The sequence below is a fragment of the Rhizobium sp. 18055 genome (genome assembly GCF_902706285.1).
In the GTDB taxonomy this organism is placed as follows: Bacteria; Pseudomonadota; Alphaproteobacteria; order Rhizobiales; family Rhizobiaceae; genus Rhizobium.
The window spans coordinates 162,726-177,430 of record NZ_CACSKD010000013.1 but is presented as its reverse complement, the minus strand read 5'-3'; the positions used below and the strand labels follow the sequence as shown (position 1 = coordinate 177,430).

Genomic DNA, 14,705 nt, shown 5'->3' with positions numbered 1-14,705 from the left:
CTTCGCCTTGAAAGCCGGGCTATGGTTCCGGCGCGGTCGTCTCGTCATGGTATCTCCTGTTCCCGGCATCTAAGCCGAAGTCAGGCAGAAATTCCACTTATCCCCAATGTGCAGATTTCCCGAGCCATCTCTTAATCAAGGATTGGAGGTGGTATGAGAATGTGGAGGCTTTGAGTTCAAGGTTGACTCTTATCCCAACGGAACTGCCGCACGCCAGCAGGCAACGACCTTGGCTGGCACTATCAGATCCCATTGGCCGCCGAGTTGTCTTACGAAAAGCAGAGGGAGGAGCAGCGCGAGTTTTGCAAGCCCCTTATACGCTGTTCCCGTGAGCACTCGGTTATGTTCGAGGATAAAGCCTACAACGTCAACTGCTTCGCCACCAAACAGGGCGCGCAATCCTTCATGGACCGCGATGGGGAGAATGGTTCGACCTTCTAGTGCGCGGCAAAGGCGATAACTGGAACCGGTGGTGCAAAGGCGGCAAGGGAAAGCAATTGCAGGACCCGCCTAAGCAGACGTGACAGTGCAAAATTGCACGTTGAGCAACCCAGCTGCATCTGGTCTTGCTGCCGCCATGGAAAAATTAATTGAAGACCTCAAGCTATCGCCCGCCACGCTGAGGGTTCTCCGGAGCAACAACGTGGAAACCCTTGAAGACCTTGACCGCCTTTCCACCATGGAAATCTATCGGATGCCGAACATGGGAGGGCGTCGAATTACCGAAGTTCTTAAACTGCTCGGGCGGGAGCGTCCATCGAGACCGGGGCGGCTGAACAAACGCCACGATTGAACCGAGAGTCGGCTGGGATGATCTTAGCTCGTCTTCTGTCTTGCGAAGCCTGAGACAGCCCATACAAACAGGCAACCGATAATCATGACCACCAGAGGGGGGATAAAGGCGAAGTAGGCGATCGGTCGTGTGCGGAGGAACCTGTCTCCGTCGAACCGCGGCGACCACCCGAGCGTTCTGTAGAGGTCGGCTGACACTGTAGCGAAAGCCAGATCCTTATATTCTGGCCAAAGAGCGCGGAACCTGTCTTCGGTGTACCAGCAGGCCTGTGGAGGGTCTCGGTATCGATTCCAAGGTTCCGCGGCATGGCGCACCGCGTAGTCGGTTCCTTTTGCCCCTCGCGCCTGTTCGCATCGCACCGGCAGGTCTGCAATGAGATCGGCCTCATACCAGGGGTTCCCTATCCACCACCTGTCCTTCGAAATTTCTTGCCAGCCCATGAAGCCAACAGCCGCCACCCATAAAAAGCTTACGACTATCCAGAGCCGAAACAGTCCGCGCTTGATATTCATGGAATGCCCCCAACCATAAGCCGCATTATGCACGGTGCAATGTTGGCGTCTAGAAGGCCTTGCCGCCTCGAGACCCATTCGGTTCACACCCTTGATGTTGCTGGTTCGTCCCAGATTTGCGGAAGGTGCACTCTGAAAGGTGGGCGCGGCTTGCTGCTGTCGGAGTTCGCTTGACGCAAAGTTTTCTTCGGCTCAGCGGTCGGGACCGGCATCATCGGAGGCCCGGCAAGGAAGTCACTTATAACCGCCTCACGATCCTGAGAGCGCAACTGACAGTTTGCCACGGACGAGGGCGGCGACATCGGCCGTCGTCTGGATCGCACTTTTGTTCTGCTCATTAAAGCGGTTGGACGCCGCTAAGCGTCCGTTCCTTCCGCGATATCGCACCAAGCCTTGCGGGCCAGTTCGCCAACGCGAGCGCGGCGGCGGCCTTCCGGCGTGCGCCAGTCGTCAAAGCAGGCGGCGGAATGGAGGAAGAGGCCGCGACGGTTTGCGGTCACAGCCTGCGACAAGCCACCTTTTGCAACGTTGCTGCACGCGTTGACTTCCGTGCGGATAAGCTCACCCATGAGGGTGCGAAACTCTTCAACCATCGCGTCAACGCGGTCGGCAATCTCGACAATTCGCGCAGCCTGCTTGCGAGCAGCGGCAGCGGAAACGCTCTCTGCGGCTTGCTTTTCCTTGGCGCGTTCGGCGGCTTCATGAGCGACGGCACCGGAGAAGGCGCGTTCGAACATAATCTTATCGGCCTTGGCGCGCTCAATCTCGGCGCGGATGGCAGACATTCGGGCAACGGCGTCTGTGTCACCGGAGACGACGGCAAGCGCGAGGCCTTCCGCCTCAAGCTCAAGCTCGATAACGCGAGCGTCAACGGCGGTAATCTGGCCGCGAATGTCGTTGGAGGATGCAATCTTTTTGGTCATGGTAGGGCTTTCATGTCGCGAGAGAAGGAGCCGCACACGTCGAGCGGCCCGATTGATCAGAGGTAAGGCGTCCAAGCCTCAGTGACGAAGTCCGCAAAGTCTTCGACCACCCCGGCAGGCGGCGTAGCGTCGGCAGGGATGGCGGCCAGCACCGTCGCCATGTGCTCAATGCGCTGCGTTCCCGAGTAGCCGTTAATCGTCTTGTTGCCGTCGCGACCAGAGACGGCCCACGCGGCCCTTTCAGCTTCGCGCAGGTTCTGCATTGCGGCGCGCATGTTGGTGATTGCCGACTGTGCGGCGCTTGCTGCTGCGATCACGCTGGCGGCAGCGGAGGGGAGGGTATCAGCCATGAGGCAGGGTCTTTCTACGGCACTCAGCCGTGGTTGAGTTATTCGAAGTCCGAGAGCGGCAGGACAGGCCGATAGACAGGAGCGACCGACACCGGCTCAGGATCGAGCACAGGCGCGGCAATGGCGGCTGCGAGGGCGTCACCAAGGAACGAGAGGGCGGCGTCAGCAGGCGAGGCCGTATGACCCGGCAGGACGGAGGGCGAGGGATCGGACACAACCACGCTATCGGCGTCGATAATCTTGGCGGCGCGGCGTTCATGAGCACGGGCAAGGCGTTCGGCCAGACCGTCGAGGCCACGAACCTGCACAACGTCTTGAAACGCATTCACCTTTATATGCTTGCCGAGCAGTTCAAGGCGGCGCGTGCGGTCAGCAAACTTGATCTTGGTAACGACAGTTTCGGCCGTGCCGTCTTCGTTCGTCTTCGTTTCAGTCTCGACACCAGCGACCAGACCTTGACGCCAGATCAGCGGCCATTCCTCAACCGGGAAGAGCGCGCCGTTGTCGTCATACAGATCAGCAATATCGGCCTGCACTTCATCAGAGAGGCGGCGCAATACGTCGTCGCTATCCATGTCGAGGCGTTCCAGTCGAGCGGCTTTCGCCTCTTCAATGGCGGCGGCAACGTCAGGGCGGGCGAGAAGGCCAGCGGCTTGCGTGCGGGCGGACTTCTTCGAGTAAACGATGGAGCCGTGCCAGCGTCAGCTCTTCTTCCAGCTTAACTACGCGGGCGCTGAGCGCTTCCTTCTCAGCCTTCAGCGCGGCGATCTCGGCAGCATTGGCTGCCAACTGCGCCATCAGTTCTGCAATGCTGGGTTCGCCGGACCGATTCATCGTAGTTTTGAATCTGAACCGCACAGCCGCGTCAACTACAGACGTCGAGAGCCGTCAGCCGGCGATCTGGTATTGCCGAACCGGATGGCGCACCATCGCGTCGATATCAATCCCGTCGAGGATCCAGTGAAGCTGCTCGGTCGAAAGCGTCACCACCGCCGTCTCCCGACGAGGCCATCGGAACCGGTCTTCGGTCAATCGCTTCAGAACCATCACAAAACCGGACCGATCGAAGAACAGGAGCTTCATCCGGTCACGACGGCGATTGCAAAAGGCGAAGACCGCAGGCGCAAACGGGTCGAGTTCCATTGTCTCCTGAACCAGGACAGCGAGGCTGTTGATGCCGGCGCGGAAGTCGATCGGTTCACGGTGCATGTAGACCTTGAGATCAGCGCCCAGTCTGAACATGGCAAAGCGCTCCAATAATCGCCGACAACGAATCCACATCACCGTATTGCAGCGTGAGCTTCACACCATTCGGCAAGCATGCACTGATTGTGGAAGAACCCGACAGATTGGCCGTCCCCAGTGATGCAGGGTGTTCTTCACCATCCGCGACCGTTATATCCAGCGGGCGCATCCCGGCAGGCAGGCTACAGTCTGCTGCAACGACCGGGATAAACGGCGAGCTTGCAGATCCCGCCGATAAGCCAGCCTCCCTGGCATCCTTGACCCATTTGCGAAGTAGGTTGGCGTTGATCCCATGCGTAAGCGCAAGGCCGGATATCGACACACCAGGCTGAAGGCAGGCCGCAACAAGCCGCTCCTTTGATCCCGGATCATAGCGGCGGCGCCCATCACGCCCCACCAACCGCACTCGCAGTTTCTGCTCTTCGTCGCTCATATTTGGTGTCCACCTATTTTAAGTGGACACTTCATGCGGCAGAGAAATCAACACGAAAAGGCGCATGGAAATGAGCGCTTACTCATAAGCAGCGAAAGAAGCGCCTCATAGCCGCCGTTCTCAAGCTGCCGAACCAGCGCGCCGAAATAAGCCTTATCCCCCCGGCGATCTTCACCGACATCGAGAACGAAATAACGCCGCTCATCCGACGATGCGGGAACGGCCCATTCGTTATTGGTGATCATCGCGATACGGCAGCAAGACGGGATTTCGATTGTGTCAACGCCCTTCGCTTCAATCGTGATCGTGTCCGACGTGATCAGGTCTTTCAAGACGCCTTCCGCCTGCTTGTCGCCCGACCAATGGCTTTCTTCCGCCACGATAAGCAGCTTGTCATTCATGTGCTTGTTGAAGTTGCCCGTGAGGTGGCGCGACTGCGAGCTTTTGAACGAGTGGCCGCCCAGAATGTGGCGCAAAGCATCGACAAACATCGACTTGCCCACGCCCTTCTTTCCGCGCAGCACCAAGGCAACCCCCTTCTTCTTGCCGGGGTCTTGGATCATGTCAGCCGCCCACGACATAAGATAGCGGGCGTATTCCGCATTACCCTTGCACAAATTGTCTTTGATGTGGTCGAGCAGCAGGCGGCAACCGGCCTTCGCTTCTTTGATAGTGCCGGGCAGCGGCTCGACAGAAAACCCGCGCCACAGATTGAGCTTGTCGCCAGTATCGAGGCCCGGCGCGAACGTGACACCCATAAACGTGCGGCGCGCCTCGCTCTTCATCCAGAGCGGAAACACCTCTACCGATTTCGTGGTTTTTTCGCCCTTCGCGTTCAGACGGTTGATTAGCACCGTCTTATTCGCCATGAGGGAGCGGAAGCCGCTTTCGGTCATGAAGTCGGCGCGGCCATCCGGCGTTTCTAGCAGGATAGAAACGCCCGTGCCATTGCGGACAATCGCATACTGTTCGTTGAACTCTTCGATTGCCACTTGCTCATCAGCCGCATGCGGCTCGCTTAGCGCGTCGTCGTCGGCCGCTGGCTTGCTCTTGCTCTTGCGCTTGGCGGGTGGCTTTTTACCGGCAGGAGCCGAATGCTCTTGTACGGCCTCGCACTCAGGCTGATCAGCAAGGCCGCACTGCACAAGCAAATCGTCGTAGTCTGACCCGTCGCTGTAAGCGCGACTGGCCATCATTTCCCAATCGGCGGGGATATCCATTTTTCATTCTTTCCGGACTCTATTCTGTTGCGCTCCCCGAAGCGCTGCATTATAAAACCCTAGTTGTTTGATTAAAGCCCGCCGCGAGTTCCTTGCTTTCGGCGGGCGTTTCTTTGCTCTCATTGCCGGACATCGAAGGCCAGAGCTGGAGCGCATTATTTCGGTGATCAGTGCAGAGTTGCGCCAATAGACCGCCGAGACGGAGGCGGGGCCGGATCGTCAAGCACTTTGAACGGCTCGACCTGAACCCAATCGCCATCAAGCAGGGCGAACGTATCGCCCTCAACAACCCGCTCACGTCCGGTCACTTAGTCGCGAACCAATATGGCAGTGTAGACGCGTTGAACGCGGTAGTTTTCAACGTTGGCATGCGCCACAGCATCGACAAGCCCGATTTGAACGTCGCCCAATACGGCGGTAATCCCGGTTTCGTAGTTGGTACGGACGTGGATAAGGCCGCTCCCCGCGTGGCCTTCAATCATATGGGTGGACATGTGAGCCTCTTTCAGTTCGGATGGTAGACGAGCGGGCGCGCCGCGCCGATCACATCGACCATTCTGGCAATATCTCTTCGACCGGCCTTCATTCGCTTGGTTTTGAGCCATGAAGTTATGCCGTCGATATCGTCGGCATTCACCGGGCGGGGCTTCCAATCACGGCCAGCGGTCTTAGGCGGCCGAATGCGAAGCGTTTCGCCGGTCGCCGTGTCGAAGCCAAACCAACCCTTGCCGTCAGTCAGGTGCGCAAGTACCTCCTCCCATTCAGGGCGATCTCTTTCGGCGCGGGCATTCGGGCCGGGCAGGCGGCCATGGCGCTGCAACATGGCGCGGCGCTTCAATTCGCCGCCTAGCCTGTAGCGCGTGACCAGATCAACGACGAGACGGCGGGTTTCAGGGTAGCGGGGCGGCGTGGTTCCGTCGCTGTAGAACCGTACCTTATCCACGGCCAGCCACTCGCGGTTGTCGGCAGGAATGATGCGGACAACACCGGCCCCGCTGATCGAGCAGATTGCGCGGTATTCGCGATCAAACAAGATCATGTCACCGTTGGCGGGATCGCGGCCGAAACCGTACGGGAGCACGCGCCAGCCTGTCCTTGCCATGTCCTCATTTTCCCAAACCGTGCTCGTGTGCTTCTGTCGCATGACCGGTAAGGAAGTGATCAGGAAAGTTTCGCGCTCGCGGATCGTGTTGAACGCCTTCACAAGAACGAAATGTTCAGGGGTCGGGGTTCCGGCCTTCCATTTCCTAAAGGTGTATCGGTTCGTCATTCACTTGTGTCTTTCATGTTGCGGCCCTTGTCCCCGTCACTCGGGCCGGGTAGTCTTCGTTTGCTTTCGTGTTTGAAACGCCGGGTGTTCGCTAGCGCCCGGCGTTTCTTTTCGCGCGTCATGCAGCCGTCTTTGCTGCAATCATGGCTTCCACGTCCGCCACCCTAAAGCGCAGATCGCGGCCAATATTTACCGGCTTCAAGTCGCCCCTTTTAATCAGCTTAAAAACAGTCGATTTGCCGACGCCCAAAGCGTGCTGCAATTCGTTGCGGTCGATCAGGAGCTTAACCATTTTGGTTCCTTCCATCTGTGTTGGTCTGTTAGGGTCTGTTGAAGAACATATCGGCTTGGCGGGCGCTGAATGCAAACTCTAAAATTAGTGGTTTACCAATTAAATCAATATGTTGCGACAACCGCAACAACAGAGAGGGAGACGGAAGACCAACGCTTCGCCATCTGCTAGGAATTACGCCGACGCCTACCCGGCCAACATGACGGCCCAGCGGTTCACAACCGGGTCAGGACCGGCCACAGCGGCCGGGGACGGGGCAGGGGCAGCAATGAATGCTTCAATGTCGGAAGTCCGCCAGAACGTCAGGTTGCCGACTTTGAGCGGGGCGGGGAACCGCCCGGCCTTCACCCACCGCCAGATTGCGACGCGGGACACCGGCACCAGTTCAACGACGGCGTGGATATCGAGAAGTTTGGACATGAAAAAAGCCTTTCAGGGTTGCGGTCCCGAAAGGCTCTAAGGCTCGAAGGTTGTTTCAATCGATTACACGGCGTTGCTGGCCGTTGCTTCGTCATCCTGATCGGCCGCCGTGGCGGTCTGGTCGCCATTGCAATAGGCTTCCCAAGCGGTCATGAGGACGCGCCGACGCTCTAGGGCGGTGCCGCGCCGATAGGCTTGCTCGACCTTGTTGCCGACCGTGTGAGACAAGGCGGCCTCTGCGACTTCACGCGGCGTTTCCGTCTCGTCACCGCACCAATCGCGGAACGTGGAGCGGAACCCGTGCACTGTCACGCCGTAGCCAGCGCGCTTGACGGCGAGCAGCATGGACCTGTCAGAGAGCGGATGGCCACGCTTGCGACCGGGGAACACATATTCTCCCGGCAGGACGGCGAGAGCCTTGGCAGCTTCGAGGATTTCAATCGCCCTATCGCACAGCGGCACAGTATGTTCGCGGTTGGTCTTCCTCATCAGTTCGGCGGGTATCGTCCAAGTCTTGGTAGTCAGATCCATTTCCGACCATTTTGCCTCATACACCCGGCCAGATCGTGAGGCGGTCAGCACCGCAAATTCAAGGGCAAGCGATACCATTCCCGGCCTCTTGCGAAGCGCCGCCACAAATGCAGGAATATCAGTGTAATGCAGCGCGGCATGGTGTCGAGTTTCCGCCTTCTTTTCGCTGACGAAGCGTATGGACATGCCGTTGTGCCATTTCGCCGGATTATTGGACTGCCGATACTCCCGGTCAATCGCGACGGCCAAAACGTATTCAATGCGATTGCATAGCCGCCTAGCCGTCTCAGGGGTGCGCTCCCATATCGGCCTAAGAGTAGTTTCGATATCCGCCCGCGTGATTCCGTTTACCAGCTTCCTACGGAGCACCTTGCAATACTCATCGCCCAGAGTTGTGCGCCATTGTTTGATATGCTTATCATTTTTGAACCGCTTTCCAGCGAGTAGGTCAATCACTTCGTCAGCCAGCTTGCCGAATGTCGGAACCACTACAACGGAGCGCCGGGCCTCGATCGGGTTGACGCCGGAAGCCAGCACGGCGCGCGCGTCGGCGGCCTTCTGCCGAGCGTCGGCAAGTGAAACGATATCCAGCTTAACACCCTTGGGAACATCAACCGGGGCGAATGCGCCAAGCCCCATTTCCTTCGGCTTTCCCTGCCATCGGAACATGAACACCCATTGCCGCCGTCCGTCCTCAAGAACCTTGAGATACAGGCCGCCGCCGTCACTATGGCGGCCCTTCGTTGCGAGTGCTTCGACCGTCTTAGCCGCAAGCTTATTCAGTTGCTCTGCCACGTCATTTCCTTGCCGATTGATCCTAGCGCTGATCCTATCAGGGCGCGTGGTCTGTCGCAATCCGTGATAATCCGTGGCGATCAAAAAGACAGGAAATGTGTTGCGAAACAAGCAACAAGCAAGGATGAGGCAGACTGCCGCGAACCGTGTTGGACTATATGACGGCGGAGGGTTTCTCCGCCGTTATTGCGCTGCTTGTCACGATGTGCCTCCGTCGTTCTGGTGTCTTCGAATAGTATTGTTGCTCCAGTCCCGCTTTCGTGTTTTGGTCTCATTTCTTCGCAACTGGGCCAAGCTGCATGCAAGCGCCACAAAATCCGATAACAGCCGAGCTGGCCGAACGGCATGTCGAGCGATTGGCGGCGACCGAGGCTGCCGTCGAGCCGGTGTTTACGCTTCCCTCGCAATATCCGTCCGGTCACCATGTGGCGCTGCACCGGCATAGCCGCGCGCAGTTCGCCTATGCGCGCACCGGGGTCATCATGGTGTCGTCACGGCAGGGCCGCTGGATGGTGCCACCGGAGCATGCGCTGTGGATCCCGGCCGGGCTCGATCATTCGGTCGATATGCTCGGAGAGGTGACAATGCTGTCCGCCTATATCAGTTCGGAGGCGCTGACCACGCTGCCGCAGGTGATCCGGGTGGTGGCGCTGACCGAACTGGCACGTGCTCTGATCGTTGAGGCCGTGTCTCCGGCCGGCGACAGTGGCCATTCGAGACGGCGCAGGCTGATCGTGGCGCTGTTGCTGGAAGAAATCTCGCAGCTTCCGGATCGGCCGCTGGGGCTGCCGATCCCGTCGGACGTCAGGCTTGCGGCGCTGTGCCGTGCGTTTCTGGCGAACCCGACGGCACGCCTGTTGATCGACGACTGGGCGGCGCGGTTGAATATGAGCCGGCGTGCGTTCACCCGCGCCTTTCGTCGCGAAACGGGCATCAGCCTCTCGACATGGCGCCAGCAGGCGGCGCTGTTTACGGCACTGCCGCGGCTGGCGGCGGGCGAACCGGTCACAACAGTGGCCTTCGATCTCGGTTACGAAAGCGTCGCCGCCTTCACCACCATGTTCAAGCGCATGCTCGGCGCGGCCCCACGGGCCTATTTCCGTGCGCCGGATGCTGCCTGAAATCACTCGCTAATTTCAGTGTCTGAGCCCCTGCGGCAGGATCTTGCCGGGGTTGTCACACGCCCGACACCGCAGGGCTGCATAACTGTGCAAAACATTCGTTTGACATTCGTATTTGTTTCGCTTTAACTGAATCTACTTTCGCAATTGCGTTGTCTTGTTGCGTTGCGGCATGTCTAGGGGCTGGGGGATAACGTGAGCGGTCAGATTCACGATCTTTTCATTATCGGTGGTGGCATCAATGGCTGCGGGATTGCGCGTGACGCGATCGGTCGCGGCTATTCTGTTGCGCTGGCCGAGATGAATGATTTTGCCTCCGGCACGTCGTCAGGCGCGACCAAGCTCATTCACGGCGGCCTGCGCTATCTCGAGCATTACGAATTCCGGCTGGTGCGCGAATCGCTGATGGAGCGCGAGATTCTCTGGGCGATGGCGCCGCATATCATCTGGCCGATGCGGTTCGTGCTGCCTTACCACAAGGGCGGCATCCGGCCGGCCTGGATGATCCGGCTCGGACTGTTCCTCTACGACCATCTCGGCGGCCGCAAGCTACTGCCGGCGACCAAGGTGCTCGACATGCGCCGCGATCCGGCCGGAAAGCCGCTGAAGTCGCTATTTACCAAGGCATTCGAATATTCCGACGGCTGGGTCGATGATGCCCGCATGGTGGTGCTGAACGCACGCGACGCATCCGATCGCGGCGCGCTGATCATGCCGCGGACCAAAGTGGTTTCGGCGCGGCGCGACAATGGTGTCTGGTCGATCGAAACCGTCGATACGGTGACGGGGCAGGCGGGGCACTACCAGGCACGCATGCTTGTCAATGCTGCCGGTCCGTGGGTCGATCACGTCATCCGCGCTGCCTTCGGGCAGAACGAGGCGCGGCACGTGCGCCTCGTTCAGGGCAGTCACATCATCGTCCGCAAGAAGTTCAACGATCCCCGCGCGTATTTCTTCCAAAACCCCGACAATCGCATCATCTTCGCGATCCCCTACGAGCAGGATTTTACGCTGATCGGCACCACCGATCGCGACTACACCGCCGATCCGAAGGATGTGAAGATCTCCGACGAGGAGACCACCTATCTCTGCAAGGCGGCGAGCGAGTATTTCAAGGAACCGGTGGTTCCCCAGGATATCGTCTGGACCTATTCGGCAGTCCGGCCGCTGTTCGATGATGGCGCCTCGAAGGCGCAGGAAGCGACCCGCGACTACGTCTTGAAGATGGAAGGCGAGGGCGAAGGGGCTCCGCTGCTCAACGTCTTCGGCGGCAAGCTGACCACCTATCGCCGGCTTTCCGAGCATGCGCTGCAGAAGATCGGCGCTGCGATCGGCAACAAGGGTCCGGCATGGACGGCGAAGAGCCATCTGCCGGGCGGTGATTTCCCGGCGACGGGATACGAGGCCGAGGTCGGCAAGCTGAAGAGCAGCTATCCGTTCCTCGAAGAGACACATGCCCGTCGTCTGGTTCGCCGCTATGGCACCAGGGCTGCGGTGCTGCTGGGACAGGCGCGCAAGACAGAGGATCTTGGGCGCTGTTTCGGGAGCGATCTCCATGAGGTGGAGGTTCGCTATCTGATCGACCACGAATGGGCCAGGCACGCCGACGATGTGCTCTGGCGGAGAACGAAGGAGGGCTTGCGCCTGACCAAGGAGCAAGCAGCGCTATTGGAGGAGTACATGGCCGCACTACCGGCTCAGATGGCCGGATAGGATGCGGCATGTGGTCCCCGCTGTGAGGAGGCACGGGAACCGGAATGCTAGAATTGCTAGATGTCGCAAAGACGGTGGGCGGGGATGAACACATCCACGCGACCAATCTTGCGTTTGAACGAGGCACGCTGAATGTGCTGCTGGGGCCGACGCTCTCGGGCAAGACGTCGCTGATGCGACTGATGGCCGGGCTCGATCGTCCGACCAGCGGTTCCATCCATTTCGACGGCGTCGATGTCACCGGCATGCCGGTGCAGAAGCGCAATGTCGCGATGGTCTACCAGCAATTCATCAACTACCCTGCCTTTACCGTCTACGAGAACATTGCCTCGCCGATGCGGATTGCCGGCAAGGACGCGGCAACGATCGACCGCGAGGTGCGCAAGGCTGCCGAACTGCTGCGGCTGAGCCCCTATCTCGATCGCACACCACTCAATCTCTCCGGTGGACAGCAGCAGCGCACCGCACTTGCCCGCGCCCTGGTGAAGAACGCCAGCTTGGTACTGATGGACGAGCCGCTCGCCAATCTCGATTACAAACTGCGCGAGGAACTGCGCGCCGAGCTGCCGCGGATCTTTGCGCAATCAGGTGCCATCTTCGTCTATGCGACGACGGAGCCTTCGGAAGCGCTGCTGCTTGGCGGCAATACCGCGACGCTGTCGCAGGGCCGTATCACGCAGTTCGGGCCGACCATCGAGGTCTATCGCACGCCGCTCGATCTGACGACTGCCAAGACCTTTGCCGATCCGCCGCTTAATTTCATCGACGTCGTCAAGACCGGCAGCACCTTCCAGCGCCAAGGCGAGGCGGTCTTCGCGGTGCCGGCGCATCTTGGCAGCATGGCCGACGGACCGGTGACGGTTGCGTTTCACCCGCATCACCTCGGGCTTCAGGGGCAGACAGCGGGTGCGGCGAGGCTCAAGGCGCGCACGCAGCTGTCCGAAATCACCGGCTCGGAGAGCTTCGTCTATCTCGATTACGAGAGCACCCGCTGGGTGATGCTGGCGCATGGCATTCACGACATCGACCCGGATACCGACATCGAGATCTATCTCGATACCCGCCATCTGATGGCATTCGACACCGACGGGCGCGCCATTGCGTCCGGCGCCAAGGCTTGAGGGGCAGGGGCATGGCACGCATCACGCTAGACCACATCCGCCACGCCTACGGGCCGAACCCGACATCCGACAAGGACTACGCGCTGCGCGAAGTCGATCACGAATGGAACGATGGCGGCGCCTATGCGCTGCTCGGGCCATCGGGCTGCGGGAAGACGACGCTGCTGAATATCATCTCCGGGCTGCTGCAACCGTCGCATGGCCGCATCCTGTTTGACGGCAAGGATGTCACCAACCTTGCGACGCAGGCGCGCAATATCGCGCAGGTGTTCCAGTTTCCCGTCATCTACGACACGATGACCGTCTACGACAATCTGGCCTTCCCGCTGCGCAACCGCGGCGTGGCGGAGCCCGAGGTTGATCGGCGCGTTCGCGACATACTTGAGGTGATCGATCTTGCGCCGATGGCGCGGCGCAAGGCGCAGGGGTTGACCGCCGACCAGAAGCAGAAGATCTCGCTCGGCCGCGGGCTGGTGCGCAACGACGTCAACGCCATCCTGTTCGACGAGCCGTTGACGGTGATCGATCCGCATATGAAATGGGTGCTGCGCTCGCAGCTGAAGCGGCTGCACAAGCAGTTCGGTTTCACCATGGTCTATGTCACCCACGACCAGACCGAGGCGCTGACATTCGCCGACAAGGTGGTGGTGATGTACGAGGGCGAAATCGTGCAGATCGGCACGCCGGCCGAACTGTTCGAGCGGCCAAGCCACACCTTCGTCGGCTATTTCATCGGTTCGCCGGGGATGAACGTCATTCCGGCCAAGCTTGCCGGCAACAGCGTCACCGTCGGAACCGAGACGCTGGCGCTCGATTATGCGCCGAAAGCGGAAGCGGGTGCGAAGACCGAGCTCGGTATCCGGCCGGAATTCATCCGGATCGGGCGCGAGGGCATGCCTGTCACCATCAACCGGGTCGAGGATATCGGCCGGCAGAAGATCGTTCGCGCCACGTTTGCGGGTCAGCCGATCGCCATCGTGGTGACCGAGGATGCCGAAATCCCGTCAGATGCGCGCATTACGTTCGAGCCCGCAGCCATCAACATCTACGCCAATTCCTGGCGCGTCGGCAGGGAGGGCTGAGCCATGAACAAGACCTGGAACAACAAAGCCTGGTTTCTGGTGCTGCCGGTACTGGTGCTGGTCGCCTTCTCGGCGGTCATCCCGCTGATGACCGTCGTCAACTACTCGGTGCAGGACACTTTTGGAAACAACGAGTTCTTCTGGGCGGGTACCGACTGGTTCGTGCAGACGCTGCATTCCGACCGCTTCTGGTCAGCCTTGCAGCGGAACCTGGCCTTCTCGCTGATCATCCTGGCGATACAGATCCCGCTCGGTATCTTCATTGCGCTGAACATGCCGAAGAAGGGGCTCGGCGTGCCCGTCTGCCTGGTGCTGATGGCGCTGCCGCTGCTTATTCCGTGGAACGTCGTCGGCACCATCTGGCAGGTGTTCGGGCGTGTCGATATCGGGTTGCTCGGCCATACGCTGGAAGCGATCGGGCTCGACTACAACTATGTCCGCGATCCCCTCGATGCCTGGATCACGGTGATCGTCATGGACGTCTGGCACTGGACCAGCCTTGTCGTGCTGCTCTGCTATGCCGGCCTGGTGTCGATCCCCGACGCCTATTACCAGGCGGCGAAGATCGATGGGGCCTCGCGCTGGTCGGTGTTCCGCTACATCCAGCTGCCGAAGATGAAGCGGGTGCTGCTGATCGCCGTGCTGCTGCGCTTCATGGACAGCTTCATGATCTACACCGAACCCTTTGTCGTCACCGGCGGCGGGCCCGGCAATTCGACGACGTTCCTGTCGATCGACCTGGTGAAGATGGCCGTCGGCCAGTTCGACCTCGGTCCGGCGGCAGCGATGTCGATCATCTACTTCCTGATCATCCTGCTGCTCTCATGGATCTTCTACACCGTGATGACCATCGGCGACGAGAACGCGTGAGAAAGGAGAGGACA

General features: G+C 59.7%; 19 protein-coding genes. 6 read left to right on the top strand and 13 right to left on the bottom strand.

The window, feature by feature from the left end; genetic code table 11:
* Positions 1-541 precede the first annotated feature (541 nt).
* Entirely contained in the window at positions 542-793 is a 252-nt protein-coding gene (locus GVL52_RS20995; protein ID WP_160010719.1) for a DNA-directed RNA polymerase subunit alpha C-terminal domain-containing protein, read from the top strand.
* A 23-nt stretch (positions 794-816) separates the two neighbouring features.
* Here the strand turns inward: GVL52_RS20995 and GVL52_RS20990 are convergent, their stop codons facing one another.
* The 13 genes from GVL52_RS20990 to GVL52_RS20930 all read right to left on the bottom strand — a co-directional run bounded on the left by GVL52_RS20990 (position 817) and on the right by GVL52_RS20930 (position 8,784).
* Positions 817-1,305 (bottom strand): hypothetical protein, encoded by a 489-nt coding sequence (locus tag GVL52_RS20990; RefSeq protein WP_160010717.1) that lies wholly within the window; start codon positions 1,303-1,305, stop codon positions 817-819.
* A gap of 356 nt (positions 1,306-1,661) precedes the next feature.
* On the bottom strand, positions 1,662-2,228 hold the full coding sequence (locus tag GVL52_RS20985) for a hypothetical protein (RefSeq protein ID WP_160010715.1): 567 nt from the start codon (positions 2,226-2,228) through the stop codon (positions 1,662-1,664).
* A 56-nt stretch (positions 2,229-2,284) separates the two neighbouring features.
* Positions 2,285-2,578 carry a hypothetical protein gene (locus GVL52_RS20980; protein ID WP_160010713.1) on the bottom strand — a complete coding sequence of 98 codons (294 nt, stop codon included), beginning with the start codon at positions 2,576-2,578 and terminating at the stop codon, positions 2,285-2,287.
* Positions 2,579-2,616: 38 nt separating this feature from the next.
* Entirely contained in the window at positions 2,617-3,264 is a 648-nt protein-coding gene (locus tag GVL52_RS20975) for a terminase small subunit (protein ID WP_160010732.1), read from the bottom strand.
* Positions 3,206-3,412 (bottom strand): hypothetical protein, encoded by a 207-nt coding sequence (locus tag GVL52_RS20970; RefSeq protein ID WP_160010711.1) that lies wholly within the window; start codon positions 3,410-3,412, stop codon positions 3,206-3,208. The genes GVL52_RS20975 and GVL52_RS20970 overlap by 59 nt, the downstream gene beginning before the upstream one ends.
* Before the next feature lie 54 nt (positions 3,413-3,466).
* Complete coding sequence (tnpB, locus tag GVL52_RS20965) at positions 3,467-3,820, bottom strand: IS66 family insertion sequence element accessory protein TnpB (protein ID WP_132715270.1); 354 nt, start codon at positions 3,818-3,820, stop codon at positions 3,467-3,469.
* Complete coding sequence (locus GVL52_RS20960; protein ID WP_160010709.1) at positions 3,801-4,256, bottom strand: transposase; 456 nt, start codon at positions 4,254-4,256, stop codon at positions 3,801-3,803. The genes tnpB and GVL52_RS20960 overlap by 20 nt, the downstream gene beginning before the upstream one ends.
* 47 nt (positions 4,257-4,303) lie before the next feature.
* Positions 4,304-5,476 carry a primase-helicase family protein gene (locus GVL52_RS20955; RefSeq protein ID WP_160010707.1) on the bottom strand — a complete coding sequence of 391 codons (1,173 nt, stop codon included), beginning with the start codon at positions 5,474-5,476 and terminating at the stop codon, positions 4,304-4,306.
* 308 nt (positions 5,477-5,784) lie between these two features.
* Positions 5,785-5,970: a hypothetical protein gene (locus tag GVL52_RS20950; protein ID WP_160010705.1), complete on the bottom strand. Its 186-nt coding sequence runs from the start codon at positions 5,968-5,970 to the stop codon at positions 5,785-5,787.
* An 11-nt stretch (positions 5,971-5,981) separates the two neighbouring features.
* A complete protein-coding gene (locus GVL52_RS20945) occupies positions 5,982-6,746 on the bottom strand; it encodes a hypothetical protein (protein ID WP_160010703.1) in 765 nt (254 codons plus the stop codon).
* A 118-nt stretch (positions 6,747-6,864) separates the two neighbouring features.
* Positions 6,865-7,038 carry an AlpA family transcriptional regulator gene (locus tag GVL52_RS20940; protein ID WP_160010701.1) on the bottom strand — a complete coding sequence of 58 codons (174 nt, stop codon included), beginning with the start codon at positions 7,036-7,038 and terminating at the stop codon, positions 6,865-6,867.
* A 186-nt stretch (positions 7,039-7,224) separates the two neighbouring features.
* Complete coding sequence (locus GVL52_RS20935) at positions 7,225-7,458, bottom strand: AlpA family transcriptional regulator (protein ID WP_160010699.1); 234 nt, start codon at positions 7,456-7,458, stop codon at positions 7,225-7,227.
* 63 nt (positions 7,459-7,521) lie between these two features.
* Positions 7,522-8,784, bottom strand: a complete 1,263-nt coding sequence (locus GVL52_RS20930) for a site-specific integrase (protein ID WP_244619244.1) — start codon at positions 8,782-8,784, stop codon at positions 7,522-7,524.
* 299 nt (positions 8,785-9,083) lie between these two features.
* Here GVL52_RS20930 and GVL52_RS20925 point away from each other — a divergent pair, with 299 nt between their 5' ends.
* The 5 genes from GVL52_RS20925 (at position 9,084) to GVL52_RS20905 (ending at position 14,691) form a co-directional block, all read left to right on the top strand.
* On the top strand, positions 9,084-9,905 hold the full coding sequence (locus GVL52_RS20925; RefSeq protein ID WP_160010697.1) for a helix-turn-helix domain-containing protein: 822 nt from the start codon (positions 9,084-9,086) through the stop codon (positions 9,903-9,905).
* Positions 9,906-10,100: 195 nt separating this feature from the next.
* Positions 10,101-11,618 carry a glycerol-3-phosphate dehydrogenase gene (gene glpD / locus GVL52_RS20920; RefSeq protein ID WP_160010695.1) on the top strand — a complete coding sequence of 506 codons (1,518 nt, stop codon included), beginning with the start codon at positions 10,101-10,103 and terminating at the stop codon, positions 11,616-11,618.
* Between the two features lie 44 nt (positions 11,619-11,662).
* Positions 11,663-12,739, top strand: a complete 1,077-nt coding sequence (locus tag GVL52_RS20915; RefSeq protein ID WP_160010693.1) for an ABC transporter ATP-binding protein — start codon at positions 11,663-11,665, stop codon at positions 12,737-12,739.
* Positions 12,740-12,750: 11 nt separating this feature from the next.
* On the top strand, positions 12,751-13,821 hold the full coding sequence (locus tag GVL52_RS20910) for an ABC transporter ATP-binding protein (RefSeq protein WP_160010691.1): 1,071 nt from the start codon (positions 12,751-12,753) through the stop codon (positions 13,819-13,821).
* 3 nt (positions 13,822-13,824) lie between these two features.
* Entirely contained in the window at positions 13,825-14,691 is an 867-nt protein-coding gene (locus GVL52_RS20905) for a carbohydrate ABC transporter permease (protein WP_160010689.1), read from the top strand.
* The last annotated feature ends 14 nt before the right edge of the window (positions 14,692-14,705 follow it).